This is a genomic window from Mesorhizobium sp. YR577 (genome assembly GCF_900116595.1).
Taxonomy (GTDB): domain Bacteria; phylum Pseudomonadota; class Alphaproteobacteria; order Rhizobiales; family Rhizobiaceae; genus Mesorhizobium_M.
Window position 1 is genome coordinate 136,403 of record NZ_FPBI01000012.1, and the last position, 14,454, is coordinate 150,856.

8 protein-coding genes are annotated in these 14,454 nt (G+C 60.5%); 7 read left to right on the plus strand and 1 reads right to left on the minus strand.

The window, feature by feature from the left end; translation table 11 throughout:
* The first annotated feature begins 534 nt into the window (after positions 1-534).
* Entirely contained in the window at positions 535-1,257 is a 723-nt protein-coding gene (locus BM413_RS18745; protein WP_091915965.1) for a response regulator transcription factor, read from the plus strand.
* Positions 1,258-1,363: 106 nt separating this feature from the next.
* Here BM413_RS18745 and BM413_RS18750 read toward each other — a convergent pair whose 3' ends face one another.
* Entirely contained in the window at positions 1,364-2,290 is a 927-nt protein-coding gene (locus tag BM413_RS18750; protein WP_091915801.1) for a LysR substrate-binding domain-containing protein, read from the minus strand.
* 81 nt (positions 2,291-2,371) lie between these two features.
* On the opposite strand from BM413_RS18750, the gene BM413_RS18755 reads away from it, so the two are divergent.
* The 6 genes from BM413_RS18755 to BM413_RS18780 all read left to right on the plus strand — a co-directional run bounded on the left by BM413_RS18755 (position 2,372) and on the right by BM413_RS18780 (position 14,224).
* Complete coding sequence (locus BM413_RS18755; protein ID WP_091915967.1) at positions 2,372-3,262, plus strand: DMT family transporter; 891 nt, start codon at positions 2,372-2,374, stop codon at positions 3,260-3,262.
* Positions 3,263-3,773: 511 nt separating this feature from the next.
* On the plus strand, positions 3,774-9,062 hold the full coding sequence (locus BM413_RS18760) for a DUF4082 domain-containing protein (RefSeq protein WP_175544357.1): 5,289 nt from the start codon (positions 3,774-3,776) through the stop codon (positions 9,060-9,062).
* A gap of 8 nt (positions 9,063-9,070) precedes the next feature.
* Complete coding sequence (locus tag BM413_RS18765; RefSeq protein WP_091915803.1) at positions 9,071-10,297, plus strand: GTP-binding protein; 1,227 nt, start codon at positions 9,071-9,073, stop codon at positions 10,295-10,297.
* A 33-nt stretch (positions 10,298-10,330) separates the two neighbouring features.
* On the plus strand, positions 10,331-10,636 hold the full coding sequence (locus tag BM413_RS18770; RefSeq protein ID WP_091915805.1) for a hypothetical protein: 306 nt from the start codon (positions 10,331-10,333) through the stop codon (positions 10,634-10,636).
* A 34-nt stretch (positions 10,637-10,670) separates the two neighbouring features.
* Positions 10,671-12,815 (plus strand): peptidase domain-containing ABC transporter, encoded by a 2,145-nt coding sequence (locus BM413_RS18775; RefSeq protein ID WP_091915807.1) that lies wholly within the window; start codon positions 10,671-10,673, stop codon positions 12,813-12,815.
* Positions 12,812-14,224, plus strand: a complete 1,413-nt coding sequence (locus tag BM413_RS18780; protein WP_091915809.1) for an HlyD family type I secretion periplasmic adaptor subunit — start codon at positions 12,812-12,814, stop codon at positions 14,222-14,224. Before BM413_RS18775 ends, BM413_RS18780 begins: the two co-directional genes overlap by 4 nt.
* The last annotated feature ends 230 nt before the right edge of the window (positions 14,225-14,454 follow it).

The following is a 14,454-nucleotide window of genomic DNA, read 5'->3' on the forward strand; positions in this document are numbered from 1 at the left end:
TGTAGCTTTACCTACCAGTAAATACCCGCTCATCACTCAAACGATTTATGCTTTTATAATTTTATTTTGTTAATATAGAATATTACCTAAAGTTTGTTCATCGAATGCTGTGCAGCATCAATAAATTGTTACTAACGGTATTTATATGTGTAGATAGATATGTTTAATATATGCGATCATCATCACAAGATTTACACCAACGGAAATTTAACCAAAAATATTCATTTTTTGCTAACTTAAATTAGCGCCTTTCTCCCGTCGTGATGTACCTTTGGTTGTAGCACTGCTTGCGGTGGGGTGAAACGGGCTGGGTATCAATCACATCCTTTCTTGTGACGTTTGAAGGTGCGAAACAGCACCGCAAAGTGACGTTACCACGTGCAACAGTACTATTGGGAGGATGACCGTCGCATAAACGGTCATCTGGGCAAATACAGTTGTCAAACGGAGCGTAAACTTATGAGTACCACGAGTGGAACCAACGGAAGCCATGCTTCTGAACATAACGTGCCAATCGAATTGCTTCAGACATCCATGCTCGGAGGACAGGGGCCTGTCGAAAGCGTGGTCAACTTTCACGGAACGAGAAGCGCAAATCGCTCTCTGGTTGTCCTGGATAATCGAGCACTCGACCGTGAGTGCTTTGCGCAAAGCCTTACGTCCCACAAGATCGGGATGGAAGTATTGGCGTTCGGGACTATCGAAGACTGGAAAGCCGAGAAAGATCTTCACCCGCCGCTGTCGGCTATATTGCTGAATGTTGGCGGATGCAAAATCACCGATGCCCTCGTTGCCGACGAAATCAAAAAACTGACGTCAGAATTTCGGACCACGCCGGTTGTCGTGCTGGCCGACACGGATGATCTGACGCAAATACTCAAGGCGCTCGAATATGGCGCTCGCGGCTACATTCCATCGTCAGTCGGCATCGACGTCTGTGTCGAGGCTATCGGATTGGCGCTTGCCGGCGGCATCTTCGTGCCTGCAAGCAGTGTTCTGGCAATGCGCCAGACCATCGCCTCCGGTGGCGAGGCCGCTCGGCCGATGGCTGGGCTGTTCACCTCGCGCCAGGCTGAAGTCGCCCAGGCGCTGCGGCGGGGCAAGGCGAACAAGATCATCGCCTATGAACTCAATCTCCGCGAAAGCACGGTGAAGGTTCACATCCGCAACATCATGAAGAAGCTGAAGGCCACGAACAGGACCGAGGTCGCCTACAAGATCAACGACCTGTTCCCAGGCGAGATGAACGCCGCGTAAGAAGGCCGACAGAGGGTAACACTATCTTCGGCGTAAAATGCAAAGGCACGACGCCGAAGACATCCAAGAAGCAAAGCGCCGCGTAACCTCCGGGTTGCGCGGCGTTTCAGTGATCGGCGGCAAGAAAATTCTCAATCACCTTTGCATCGAGCCCGGCTTTCGCGCCGATTCGACGGATCAGCTCTGCCGCTGCCGGCCGCGGCCGACCCATCGGCCGATCCATCCAGTAGGAAACCGGATTGAGCACCCGGCGCTTGTCCACCGCCACGATGCGGCCTGATTGCAGCTGGTCCTGTGTCAGAGGCGGCCGCGCGAGGGCAATGCCCAGATTGTGCGCCGCCGCGTCCAGCACTAGATTGTAGTCTTCGAAACGGCGATCCTGCGGGCGGGGCCGGTAGTCCATGCCGTGCTCGCCGAACCAGGCACGCCATGCCGAGGCATCGGAATCGTGAATTAGTGGATAGCGCAGCAATCGCTCCGGTGCGCCGGCACCGATTTCCTCAGCCAATGCCGGCGAGGCGATCGGAAAGCACCTCTCTTCGAAAAGCTGGACGGATATTCGCCCGGGAATGCGTCCGCGCCCGCAACGAATGGAGACGTCGATTCCTTCATCGTCGAGATCGGCCTGGCGTATGTCGATGTCGAGCACGATGCGCAGCTTTGTTGGGCCGTTCTCCAGCGCCGAGAGCCGCGGCATCAGCCAAAGGCCGCAGATGGAGGGGATGGACGTCAGGCGTACGACCGCCGTTCCGCGCGGCTCGCTCCATCGCTCGGTGGTATTGGCAATCAAGGCGAAGGCTTCGGTGGTCCGCAAAAACAGACGCTGGCCTTCGAGCGTAAGCGATACGCCGCGTGCGCCGCGATCAAAGACTTTAAGGCCGAGCCACGCTTCCAGCTTTGCGACCTGACGGCTGATTGCGCCATGCGTCAGGTTCAGCTTTTCAGCCGCTGAGGAAAAGCTGCCAAGACGGGCCGAGGCCTCGAAGGCGCGCAGTGTCTCCAGCGGCAGGATAGGTTCCGAGCTGTGATCCATGCTCACAGCAGAACCTCGATTTATTCGTTTGTCAATCAGCTCGCGGCGGCGCTTCTTGTCGACGATCCAGAGGAGGCCGCCATGAACGCAACCGCAGCATCGCTTTATCGCTCGGCAAACACAGTTACCGCCGCTGCGGTCGTCGTTACGATCCTGGCCTGGGCCTCCGCTTTCCCGGCAATCCGGGCCGGGCTTGCCGCATTCGGACCGCTGGAACTTGGCGCGTTGCGCTTTGCCATTGCCGCCGTTCCAGCCGCGATTTTCCTGGCGGTGACAAGACCTGCCTTGCCGAGGCTCGGCGAGATGTGGCGCTTTGCCTTTGGCGGCGTGGTCTTCGTCGCGCTCTACACCGTTCTCCTGAACTTTGGCGAGCTGACGGTCTCGGCGGGTGCTGCAAGCTTCATCATCAATGTCAGCCCGATCCTGACCGCCGTCTTTGCCATGGCAATGCTTGGTGAGCGTTTTACGGGCTTGGCATGGCTCGGCACCTTCCTGTCATTTGCCGGCATCGGAATCATTGCCCTGGGCGAAGGGCAGGGCCTTCATTTCGACAACGGCGCCTTGCTGATCCTCGGTTCGGCATTGTGCACCTCGCTCAATACGGTCGTGCAGAAGCCGCTCTTTGCTCGTCACAAGCCGCTGACGGTGTCAGCCTGGAACATGATCATCGGCGCCGTCTGCCTGCTGCCGGGGCTGTCGAACGGGATCGCACAGATGGCGGTTGCCGATCATCAGGGCCTGGTTGCAGTCATCTATCTCGGAATCGTGCCCAGCCTGATCGCCTATGGGAGCTGGGCCGTAGCCCTGTCGCGCCTGCCGGCTTCGAGGGCCTCAAATTTCCTCTATTGCGTGCCGCCGGTGGCCACCTTGATCGGCTTCCTCTGGCTCGGCGAGGTGCCGACGTTTCTGGGCATTGTGGGCGGCATTTTGGCGCTCGGCGGCGTGGTCATCGTCAATCTGCGCGGGCGATAGCCATCCGGCTCCATCTCCATCGAAATTCACCGCCGTCGCGATATGTCACCGTCGGAAGGGCACCTGCTCCTACCGTGATAATCACATCGGTGGATAGTAATTACGGGCTATGTATCCACTTTAGAAGGGTGGTGCACACCGATTGATGCCGTTCACTGATCCGCAAAAGCTGGCAGGATCAACGTTCTTGAATATCTGATCCAGATGTTCGGGTCAGGCGGCAACCGGGGCGATGCACATGCTCAGAATCCATTTCAGGAATCATGATTATTTGAGCGCTTCCGGCGGTTCGACCAGGGTCTATACCGCGGCGAGCGAGGACATTTCTGCAAATGCAAACGCAGGGCCATCGACGGGCATCACGGCCGAGGCCGAAGAGTCCGACGGCAGAAAGCGTGTAGCCTGTTCGCTTCCGGACGCGCCCCATGGCGGTGGCGGAAAAGTGCTGACGGCCATGCTTGACGACGAGGGTCATTCATCCGCCTTGTCCGGCGTTGCGGCGTCTGCGCGCATGTTTTCGGCTCACAGTGACGCCGAGCTGAAGAGTATCGGCTTTTCACTGGAGAGGTCCGTTACCGTCCCGCAGACAGGATCTTCTGGAGCGTCTGCCGCATTTGCCCCATTCCCATCCTGGACCGTAGGCACAACATCTGCCCTGTCCGCCGGCTCATCGAGCGCCGTTTCGCGGGTGTCGAGCGATGCGTCGTCAGGAGTCGTCGATGTCTTGTCGCCGACCGCGCCGGTTACGTCGATCGTGGACGTCATTTCCTCGGGCACGGCCGGGGGCATCACCAGTCCCGCCACGTCCACCGCACCGGCGACAAGCATACTGCCTGCCGCAACAGGCGCGCTCCTGCCTGCTGTCGACGTCTCCGGCATAGCGCCGGCGGCTACCGATACGGACATGGACGGCGGCGTCACGCCTCCTGTGGGACCCTCGTCGGTTGGCGCCGAAACGCCGGCTGGACCTTCGACCTCGAGCCTTGTCACGCCAGCGGCAGCGGCCAATTCAGATCCCGCCGCCGGCACTCCCAATGTGGAGAGTTTCAGTGCGTTCGTTGCGGCGGCCGCTGCCGGAGATCCCGCCGCAGCGGCACCTGCGGCAGCAGCCTTGGCTGCGACACCCAACAAGATTGCCATCGAAAACGCGAAGCAAGGCAACCCGCAAAGCGAATGGGGCATCACCGGGGACGGCGATGGCAACATCCAGGGTTTTGCCACCGAAATCAGCACCAATATCGGGCAGACGGTGGACTTCAAGATCGCCACCGATTCCACTCATTATCGCATCGACATCTATCGCATGGGCTATTACGGCGGCGACGGTGCGCGCAAGGTCGCCTCGATCGACCAATCGCTGACGACCGCGCAGGTCCAGCCGCATCCGATCGTCGACATGTCGCTCGGGCTTATCGACTGCGGCAACTGGTCGGTATCGGCAAGCTGGGGAATTCCGGCAGACGCGACCTCAGGCATCTATTTTGCAAAGCTCGTGCGGCTGGATGGCACTCCCGGTGAGAGCATCATTCCTTTCGTCGTGCGCGACGACGCCTCGGCCAGCGATATCGTCTTCCAGACGTCCGACACGACCTGGCAGGCCTATAACGCCTGGGGTGGCGCCAGCCTGTATTTCGGCGAGGTGCCGGTCGATCCGGCCGATATGATCGGCTATATGCCGCCCAATTGCAGTTGCGGCATCAACGCCATCGGCCGTGCCTCCGCGGTCAGCTACAATCGCCCCATCATCACCAACACCAGCCCGGTCGGCGGCACGCACGATTTCATCTTCGGCGTGGAAAGCTCGGCCGTCAGCTGGCTCGAGCAGAACGGCTACGATGTCTCCTACATTTCAGGCGTAGACGCGACCCGCAACGGCAGTCAGCTGCTGAACCACCAGGCGTTTCTTTCGGTCGGGCACGATGAATACTGGTCGGCCGAACAGCGCGCCAATGTCGAGGCCGCCCGCGATGCCGGCGTCAATCTTGCCTTCTGGAGCGGCAATGAAGTCTATTGGAAGGTTCGCTGGGAAACCAGCATCGACGGTAACGGCACGCCTTACCGCACCATGGTCTGTTACAAGGAAACGTGGGGCACCAGCAGCGATCCGAGCGATGTAGGTACCGGGACGTGGCGCGATCCGCGCTATGCCGATCCCGGGCAGGAGCCCGAAAACTCGCTCACCGGCACGATGTTCTCGGTCGACGGTTATCGTCTGGACACGATCACCATTCCGTCCGATTACGGCAATCTCCGCTTCTGGCGAAACACTGACGTCGCCAATCTTCAGCCTGGACAGACGCTTGAGCTCTCGCCGAACCTTCTCGGTTACGAGTGGGATTCGGACGTGGACAACGGCTTCAGGCCGGCTGGCCTGATCAACATGTCGCTCTCCACCGTTTCGGTGAACACCTATCTGCGCGACTACGGCACCAGCGTTGGTGCGGCAGATGCGACGCACAGCCTAACCATGTATCGCGCCGAAAGCGGCGCGCTGGTGTTCGGCGCGGGCACGGTGTTCTGGTCTTGGGGCCTCAGCGACAACCACGAAGGCCCGGAAACGGCCACGGATCGCAACGTCCAGCAGGCCATGGTCAACATGTTCGCGGATATGGGCATCCAGCCGACAACGCTGGACGCAAGCCTGATCCTGGCGACACAATCCACCGATCACACCAAGCCGATCTCGACGATCACGTCTCCGACCCTCGGCGCAAGCTTCGTCGAAGGGCAGCGCGTCACCATCACCGGCACCGCGCAGGATCTCGGCGGCGGCGTTATCGCCGGCATCGAGGTTTCGCTGGATGGCGGCCTGCGCTGGTTCAAGGCCACGGGCCGCGAAAACTGGAGTTTCAGCTGGGTCGTCCAGGCCAGCGGCACATACAACATCATGTCGCGCGCCGTCGACGACAGTTTGAATCTCGAAACACCCGGCACCGGAAAACAGGTGACGGTCACTCTGCCGTCAACGTCAAGCCTGTGGTCCATGGCCGCCAAGCCGGCGGTGGAAACGGCGATGGACCGCGTCGGCATCGAACTCGGCGTCAAATTCGAGACCACCACCGGCGGCTTCGTGACAGGCATCCGTTTCTACAAGGGCTTCTACAATGTCGGCGAACATCTCGTCAGCTTGTGGAAAGCCGACGGCACGCTTCTGGCGACCGGTGTTTCCACCGGAGAATCGCTGTCCGGCTGGCAGACCGTAACCTTCTCGAGCCCGATACAGATCGCGGCAGGAACGACCTATGTCGCCTCCTATCATACCGGCGGCTACTATTCGATCACCGATGGGTATTTCAATTCCGCCTACTCGAATGGCGCGATCAAGGTTCAGGCTGGGGGTGGTGTCTTCGCCTACAGCGAGAGCACCGGCACTTTCCCCGGCAACACCTTCAACGGCAGCAACTACTGGGTAGATGTGGTCTTTGACGCAGGGCCAAACTCACCGCCCGTGGCAACCGATGACAGTGGCTTTACGGTCACCAAGAACGGCACGCTGACGATTTCCATCGCGGCGCTGGTCGCCAACGATACCGATCCCAATGGCGATGCGCTGACGATCACCGCAGTCGGCAACGCCGTCAACGGAACGGTGACGCTGGATACCCAGACCGGCAATGTGATCTTCACGCCAAATGCCGGCTATTCCGGTCCGGCGACCTTCAGCTATACGCTTTCCGACGGGCGAGGCGGAACGGACCAGGGTGGCGTCAGCCTGACCGTCGAAGACGGGCCGGCGGGCGTTTCGCTGTTCCAGCCAAGCGACGGCCCGACGGGTGGCGCGTCAAACGAAGGTGTCGGGCTCGAACTCGGCATGAAGTTCGTCGCATCGGCCAGCGGCACCATAACCGGCATTCGCTACTACAAGGCGGCCGGCGACACCGGCACGCACACCGGCTCGATATGGAGCGCCACGGGTGCGCTTCTCGGCACTGTGACCTTCACCAACGAGTCCCTGAGCGGTTGGCAGACGGCCAAGTTCTCAAGCCCGATCCAGCTCACCGCCGGTACGACCTATACCGCGTCCTATCATACGACCGGAAGCTACGTGGCGACGTCGAACTACTTCACCACCGCCATTACCAATGGACCGCTGACTGCACCGTCGTCGACGACGAGCGGCGGCAATGGCGTGTACACCTACAGCGCGGGCGGCGTTGCGCCGACATCCAGCTATCAGGCGACGAACTATTGGGTCGACGTCGTCTTCAACCAGTCGACGGTCAATACCGCGCCGGTCGCCAACAACGACAATGGCTTCGTCGTCACTTATGACACGCCGCTTGCCATCACGTCCGCCTCGCTGCTTGCAAACGACACGGACCCGGACGGCGATGCGCTGACGATAACGGGCGCCAACAATGCCACGAACGGCACTGTTTCGTTCAACAGCCAGACCGGCGCCATCACCTTCACGCCGACCGCAGGCTACAGCGGGCCGGCAAGCTTCTCCTACGGTATATCGGATGGCCGCGGCGGAACCGCATCGGCAACGGTCAACCTGACGGTGCGTCCGCTCGATACGAGCAAGAACCTGTTCTCGCCTTCAGACACGCCGGCCAACCCGGCGGTCAATGATCCGAACTCGGTGGAACTCGGCGTCAAGTTCATCGCGTCCGCCGGCGGCACCATTACCGGCCTGCGTTATTACAAGAGCGCGCAGGATACCGGAACGCACACCGGCTCCCTGTGGACCAGCACGGGCACGCTGCTTGCCACCGCCACCTTCACGAATGAGACGGCAAGCGGCTGGCAGACAGTCAACTTCTCGCAACCGGTCACGGTGTCGGCCGGCACCACCTATGTCGCGAGCTATCACTCCAACGGCTTCTACTCGGCGAGCGACAACTACTTCACCACCGCGCACACCAATGGCCCGCTCACAGCACCGTCGAGCGCGTCGAGCGGCGGCAATGGCGTTTATCGCTACGGCTCCAGCAGCCTGTTCCCGAATGCGAGCTACAATGCGACGAACTACTGGGTGGATGTCGTCTATCAGCAGGCGACGCAGAACATGGCTCCCGTCGCCAACAATGACTCGGGTTATTCGGCGAGCTTCAACACGCCCTATGCAATCCAGGCGTCCGCCCTGCTTGCCAATGACAACGATCCTGACGGCGACCCGCTGACGATCACCGGCGTCAGCAGCCCGGTCAACGGCACCGTTGCTTTCGACAGCCAGTCGAACATGGTCACGTTCACGCCGACGACCGGCTACACTGGACCGGCAAGCTTCTCCTATGCCATTTCCGACGGCCATGGCGGCACGAGCTCGGCCCAGGTCTCGCTCAATGTCATAGGGCAGGGCGCCGAACAGAGCGTGTTCTCTCCAAGCAGCACGCCGGCGACGGTCACCGTCAACGACAACAATTCGGTCAATCTCGGCATGAAGTTCCAGGCCGACGTCGCCGGCTGGATCACCGGTTTCAAGTTCTACAAAGGTCCCAGCAATACCGGTCCGCATACCGGCTATCTCTGGACGGCAGGCGGGACACTCCTGGCAAGCGCCACCTTCACCAACGAGACCGCGAGCGGCTGGCAGTCAGTCGACCTGTCCCAGCAGGTCCAGATCCAGGCGAACACCACCTACGTCGTCTCCTACAGCACCAACGGCTCCTATTCGGCGACGGGCAACTTCTTCACCTCCGACATCGCCAACAACAACCTGCATGCCCTGTCATCGACCCTCAGCGGTGGCAACGGCGTCTACGCATACGGGTCGAGCGGGCTGTTCCCGACGAGTTCCTTCAACAGCACAAACTACCATGTGGATGTGGCGTTCAGACCGCAGCTTGCGGCGTAGAGGTGAGCATGGGGGCCCAGAAAATACGCGACAATCGCCTGCCGGTGACGGTGCTGGCAGGGTTTCTGGGCGCCGGCAAGACGACGATCCTGAACCATATCCTGCGTAACCGCGAAGGCCGCCGCGTCGCGGTCATCGTCAACGACATGAGCGAGATCAACATCGATGCCGATCTCGTTCGCGATGGCGGCGCCGATCTTTCGCGCACCAATGAAACGCTCGTTGAACTCACCAATGGCTGCATCTGCTGCACGCTGCGGGATGATCTGCTGGGCGAAGTGCGCCGGCTGGCAGCCGAAGGGCGCTTCGACTACCTGTTGATCGAAGGCACCGGCATCGCCGAGCCCCTGCCGATCGCGGCGACATTCTCTTTCAAGGACGAAACGGGCGCAGCCCTTGCCGATGTCGCACGGCTCGACACGATGGTGTCAGTCGTCGATGCGGCAAATCTCCTGTCCGACTATTCGAGCTCGGATTTTCTGAGCGATCGCGGCGAGACCCGCGACAAGGACGACAAGCGCACGCTGGTCGATCTTCTCGTCGAGCAGATCGAGTTTGCCGACGTCGTGGTGATCAACAAGATCTCGGAAGTGATGGCTGAGGCCCGCGCCACCGTGCGCCGGATCGTTGCCGCCCTCAACCCGGATGCGCGCGTCATCGAGACCGATTTCGGCCACCTGCCGCTCGGCGCGATCCTTGACACCGGCCTTTTCAGTGAGGCGAAGGCGGCGAGACATCCGCTCTGGCACAAGGAACTCTATGGCTGGGGCGATCATGTGCCGGAAACGGAAGAATATGGCATCGCCAGTTTCGTCTATCGCGCCCGCCGTCCCTTCGATCCCTCGAAACTGAACGATTTCCTCGAGCGCGAATGGGCCGGCCTCATCCGCGCGAAGGGGCATTTCTGGCTGGCCACCCGTCCCGACTGGATCGGCCTGCTTTCGATCGCCGGCACGCAGCGCCGCACCGAGGCGAAAGGTCTGTGGTGGGTGACTGTGCCGAAGGCGCACTGGCCGCGCTATCCGCAATTCCGCGAGCTGCTCGATCGCCATTGGAGCGAGGTCTGGGGCGATCGCCGGCAGGAGTTGGTCTTCATCGGCGCAGGTCTCGATGAACAAGCGATCTGCGCGGCGCTCGACGAATGCCTGGTCGGCGAAGAAGCCGGCTTTGATCCTCGACTTGCGCGCGACCTCAACGATCCGTTTCCACCGTGGCAGCACGCACATGCTGCATGACCGAACTCGAACCTGAAACCCATGGAGATGACAATGAGCAACGAACTCTACGCCGACGGCATTGGTGAAATCACCGTCACCGGCACGATCGTCAGGATCGACCTGATGTCCCTGTCCGCCACTGAGCGCGACGACAAGAACAATCCCAAGCCGGTGTTTCGCCAGCGGGTCATCATGCCGGTGGATGCTTTCGCCAATGCAGTGGATCTCATGCAGAAGGCGCTTGGCGGTCTCGTCGAAGCCGGTGCGGTTCGCCGGGTCGGTGACGTCCAGAAGGCGCCGGTGGCAGATACGGGCTCCCAGGGAAAACCCCAGAACGCATCACCAAACTTCAACTGACCGGTAACGCAGCTTCTATTGCTCGGGCGGGGCCATGGACACGTATCAGCATACCAGCCTTCAATGCCTGGCCTTGGTCGCGCGCCATCATGGCGTCGACCTATCGCCCGAACGGCTCGTTCACGATTATGCCGTGGGCGACCAACCTGTCGCTACGCGGAAGCTCCTGCGAATGGCGAAGGATGCCGGGCTGCGCGCCCGGCATATGAAGCTTGCCTGGCGTTCACTTTTCCAGCTGGGCGATGCCTATCCTCTGCTTGCCGAACTCGAAAACGGCAACTGGGTGGTGATTGCAGGCGCCGCCATTGGCGGCGAAGAGGACATGATCCGCATTCTCGATCCGCTGGCCCAGCGTCCGGAATTCCTGCTTCTGAACGAACAGCAGTTTTCGAAGGGCTGGAGCGGGTCCGTCATTCTTCTGAAGCGCAACTATCGTCTGGCCGATGACGACCAGCCGTTCGGCTTCCGCTGGTTCTTGCCCGAAATTATCCGCCAGCGCAGCCTTTTCCGCGATGTCGCCCTGGCGGCATTCGTTCTCTACGGGCTCGGCCTGACAACGCCGATCTTCTTCCAACTCGTTATCGACAAGGTGCTGGTGCATCAGAGCTATGCGACGCTGACCGTGCTTGTGATCGGCGTTGCCGTTGCCCTTATCTTCGACGCGGCCTTCACCTTTCTCAGGAAATACCTGCTCCTCTATGCGACGAACAAGATCGATATCCGCATGGCGACGCGCACGTTCGGGCATCTCCTGAACCTGCCTATCGCGCTGTTCGAGCAGGCATCGGCCGGCGTTCTCGTCAAGCATATGCAGCAGACCGGCCGCATCCGCGAGTTCCTGACCGGACGGCTCTTCCTGACGCTTCTCGACGGGTTGTCGCTTCTGGTTTTCATACCGATCCTGGTTCTCTACAGCGTCAAGCTCACTTTCGTCGTCCTCGGCTTTGCCGCTTTGGTCGGCCTCGTTGTCATGTGCCTTGTGGGGCCGTTCCAGAGACGATTGCAGGCGCTCTATCAGGCCGAAGGCGAGAGGCAGGCACTGCTTGTCGAAACCGTGCACGGCATGCGCACCGTCAAGTCGCTTGCCTTGGAGCCGCGCCAGCGCCGCGTCTGGGACGACAGCTCGGCGCAGTCGATTTCGGTTCGCTTCCGCGTCGACAAGATCTCGAACATTGCGCAGGCGCTGACCGGTCTTCTCGAAAAGCTGATGAGCGTCGCCATCATCGGTCTTGGAGCGCTCGACGTGTTCAGCGGAACGATGACGATCGGCGCGCTCGTTGCCTTCAACATGCTGGCCGGCCGGGTCTCCGGGCCGCTCGTCCAGATCGTCACAATGGTTCACGAGTATCAGGAGGTAGCACTTTCCGTCCGCATGCTTGGCGAGATCATGAACCAGCGCCCCGAGCAGTTCGGGCGCGGGCGCGGCATCAGACCCGAGCTCAAGGGCCAGATCGAGTTCGAAAAGGTGACGTTCCGCTACGGGCCTGATGGTGCGCCGGCGCTTGATGACGTTTCGTTCACCGTGCCTGCGGGTTCGGTGTTCGGCATCGTCGGCAAGAGCGGTTCGGGCAAGACGACGGTTACACGCCTTATCCAGGGGCTTTACCAGAACCAGCAGGGGCTGGTGCGCATGGACGGCTATGACAGCCGCGAGATCGATCTCGTTCATCTCAGGACGAGCATAGGCGTCGTGCTGCAGGACAATTTCCTGTTCAAGGGGTCCGTCCGTGAAAACATCGCGGCGGCAAAGCCCAATGCGAGCATTGAGCAGATTGTCGAAGCCGCCCGCATTGCCGGTGCGGAGGAGTTCATCGAGCGGCTTCCGCGCGGTTTCGAAACCCTGCTGGAGGAAAACGGATCGAACCTCTCCGGTGGCCAGAAGCAGCGCCTCGCTATTGCGCGCGCTTTGATCACCGACCCCAAGCTGCTTATCCTGGATGAAGCCACCAGCGCGCTCGATCCCGACAGCGAGGCGATCATCCGCCAGAACCTCAGCAAGATCGCTGAGGGGCGCACGGTCATCATCGTTTCGCATCGCCTGTCGACGCTGGTCGACGCCGACGCCATCCTCGTCGTCGATCGCGGCAAGATCGCCGATATCGGCCGCCACGATCAGCTCGTCTCGCGTTGCATGACATATCGCCATCTGTGGTCCCAGCAGACGAGGCAGGTGGCATGAACGCGCACACGCCAAAGCCCAGCGAGAACCTGCCCGTACCGGTCAATAAGCCGGCAACCGAACTGGTTGTGAAGCGGCCGCCGCTTCCGCCGGTCATTGCCGAATTCCAGTCGGACGCGGTGGAACTTGAAGAACGCGTTCCGCCGAAGATCGCGCGGCTTACGCTCTACGGCGTCACCGCGCTCATCGTCGCCGCTGTGACATGGGCCTCTGTCTCGCAGATCGACGAGGTGGTCATTGCCCCCGGCAAGCTGATCACCACCCAGCCGACAATCATCGTGCAGCCGCTGGAAACCTCCATCATCCGTTCCATCGATGTCGCCAATGGCGATGTCGTTCGTGCAGGGCAGACGCTGGCCACCCTTGATGCAACGTTCAGCCAGTCGGATGTCGAGCAGCAGCGTGCGAAGTTTGCTGCCCTAGATGCACAAGTGAAGCGCAGCGAGGCCGAACTCAGCGGCGCCGACTATTCCAAAATCGCCGGCAGTTCTTCGGATGAGCAGCTGCAGGTTCAGCTCTTCGGCCAGCGGCTCGCCTTCTATGTCGCGCAGATCCAGAATTTCGATCAGCAGATAGCAGGGCAGGCGGCGTCGATGACGGCCGGCAAGGAGCAGGAAACGATCCTGCTCAGCCGGCGTGAAAATCTCAGCCTGATCGAAAATGCGCGCGAGAAACTGTACAAGCAGGAAACCGGATCTCTGCTCAATCTCCTCAGTTCGCGCGACGCCCGTCTCGACGTCGATTCGAGCATATCGCAGTTGCGCGGCAAGGCCGAAGAGGCCGGCCATTCGCTGGCGAAACTCCGGGCCGATCGCCAGGCCTTCATCGAGGATTTCCGCCGCGTGACGATGGAAAAGCTCGTCGAGCTCAGAAGCCAGCGCGACACGGTCGGCGAAGAGCTGAAGAAAATGGAGCTGCGCCGCAACATGGTCGTCCTGACGGCGCCGGCAGATGCGGTCGTGCTCGATCTTGCGCAACGTTCCATCGGGTCCGTCGTGCGCGAGGCCGAGCCGATCGTCACGCTCGTTCCGCTGAACGTGCCGCTTGAGGCGGAGGTCTCGGTCAATTCGCGCGACATCGGGCGTATTGCAGTGGACAAGGACGTGCGGATCAAGTTCGACGCCTATCCGTTTCAGAAATTCGGCACGGCTTCCGGCTCGATCCGAACCATCAGCCGCGATGCCTTCACGCCGAGCCAGCAGGAAGCGGCTGTAGGTCAGCCCGCGGTTCCGTATTTCAAGGCGCGCGTCCTGCTTGCCGACACGCGGCTGCATGCTTCGGCCGAGCCCGTGCGGCTATTACCCGGCATGACGGTGTCGGCCGAGATCAAAGTCGGCCGGCGGACAGTGATCTCCTATTTCCTCTATCCGCTCCTGCGCGGCCTGGATGATGCCATCCGCGAGCCGTGACCGGCATTCAACGTTGGATGCCTAAAAACGAAAAAGCCACGGCGAACCGCGGCTTTTCGTTGCTTGTAAATTGGAGCGGGTGAAGCGATTCGAACGCTCGACCCCAACCTTGGCAAGGTTGTATATGCTCTTGCCGGAAGTTTCCTCCAGTAGCCGTGGCATTGAATATTAACGGTTTTTCCTTATGGCTTATCGCTTGATCTTGCCTCAGGCCACCGGAAAATGCTTTC

Bases quoted from the DNA above. Each gene is read 5' to 3' on its own strand.
- BM413_RS18745 (WP_091915965.1), top strand. From the start codon at position 535: ATGCTCGGAGGACAGGGGCCTGTCGAAAGCGTGGTCAACTTTCACGGA.
- BM413_RS18750 (WP_091915801.1), bottom strand. From the start codon at position 2,290: ATGGATCACAGCTCGGAACCTATCCTGCCGCTGGAGACACTGCGCGCC.
- BM413_RS18755 (WP_091915967.1), top strand. From the start codon at position 2,372: ATGAACGCAACCGCAGCATCGCTTTATCGCTCGGCAAACACAGTTACC.
- BM413_RS18760 (WP_175544357.1), top strand. From the start codon at position 3,774: ATGTTTTCGGCTCACAGTGACGCCGAGCTGAAGAGTATCGGCTTTTCA.
- BM413_RS18765 (WP_091915803.1), top strand. From the start codon at position 9,071: ATGGGGGCCCAGAAAATACGCGACAATCGCCTGCCGGTGACGGTGCTG.
- BM413_RS18770 (WP_091915805.1), top strand. From the start codon at position 10,331: ATGAGCAACGAACTCTACGCCGACGGCATTGGTGAAATCACCGTCACC.
- BM413_RS18775 (WP_091915807.1), top strand. From the start codon at position 10,671: ATGGACACGTATCAGCATACCAGCCTTCAATGCCTGGCCTTGGTCGCG.
- BM413_RS18780 (WP_091915809.1), top strand. From the start codon at position 12,812: ATGAACGCGCACACGCCAAAGCCCAGCGAGAACCTGCCCGTACCGGTC.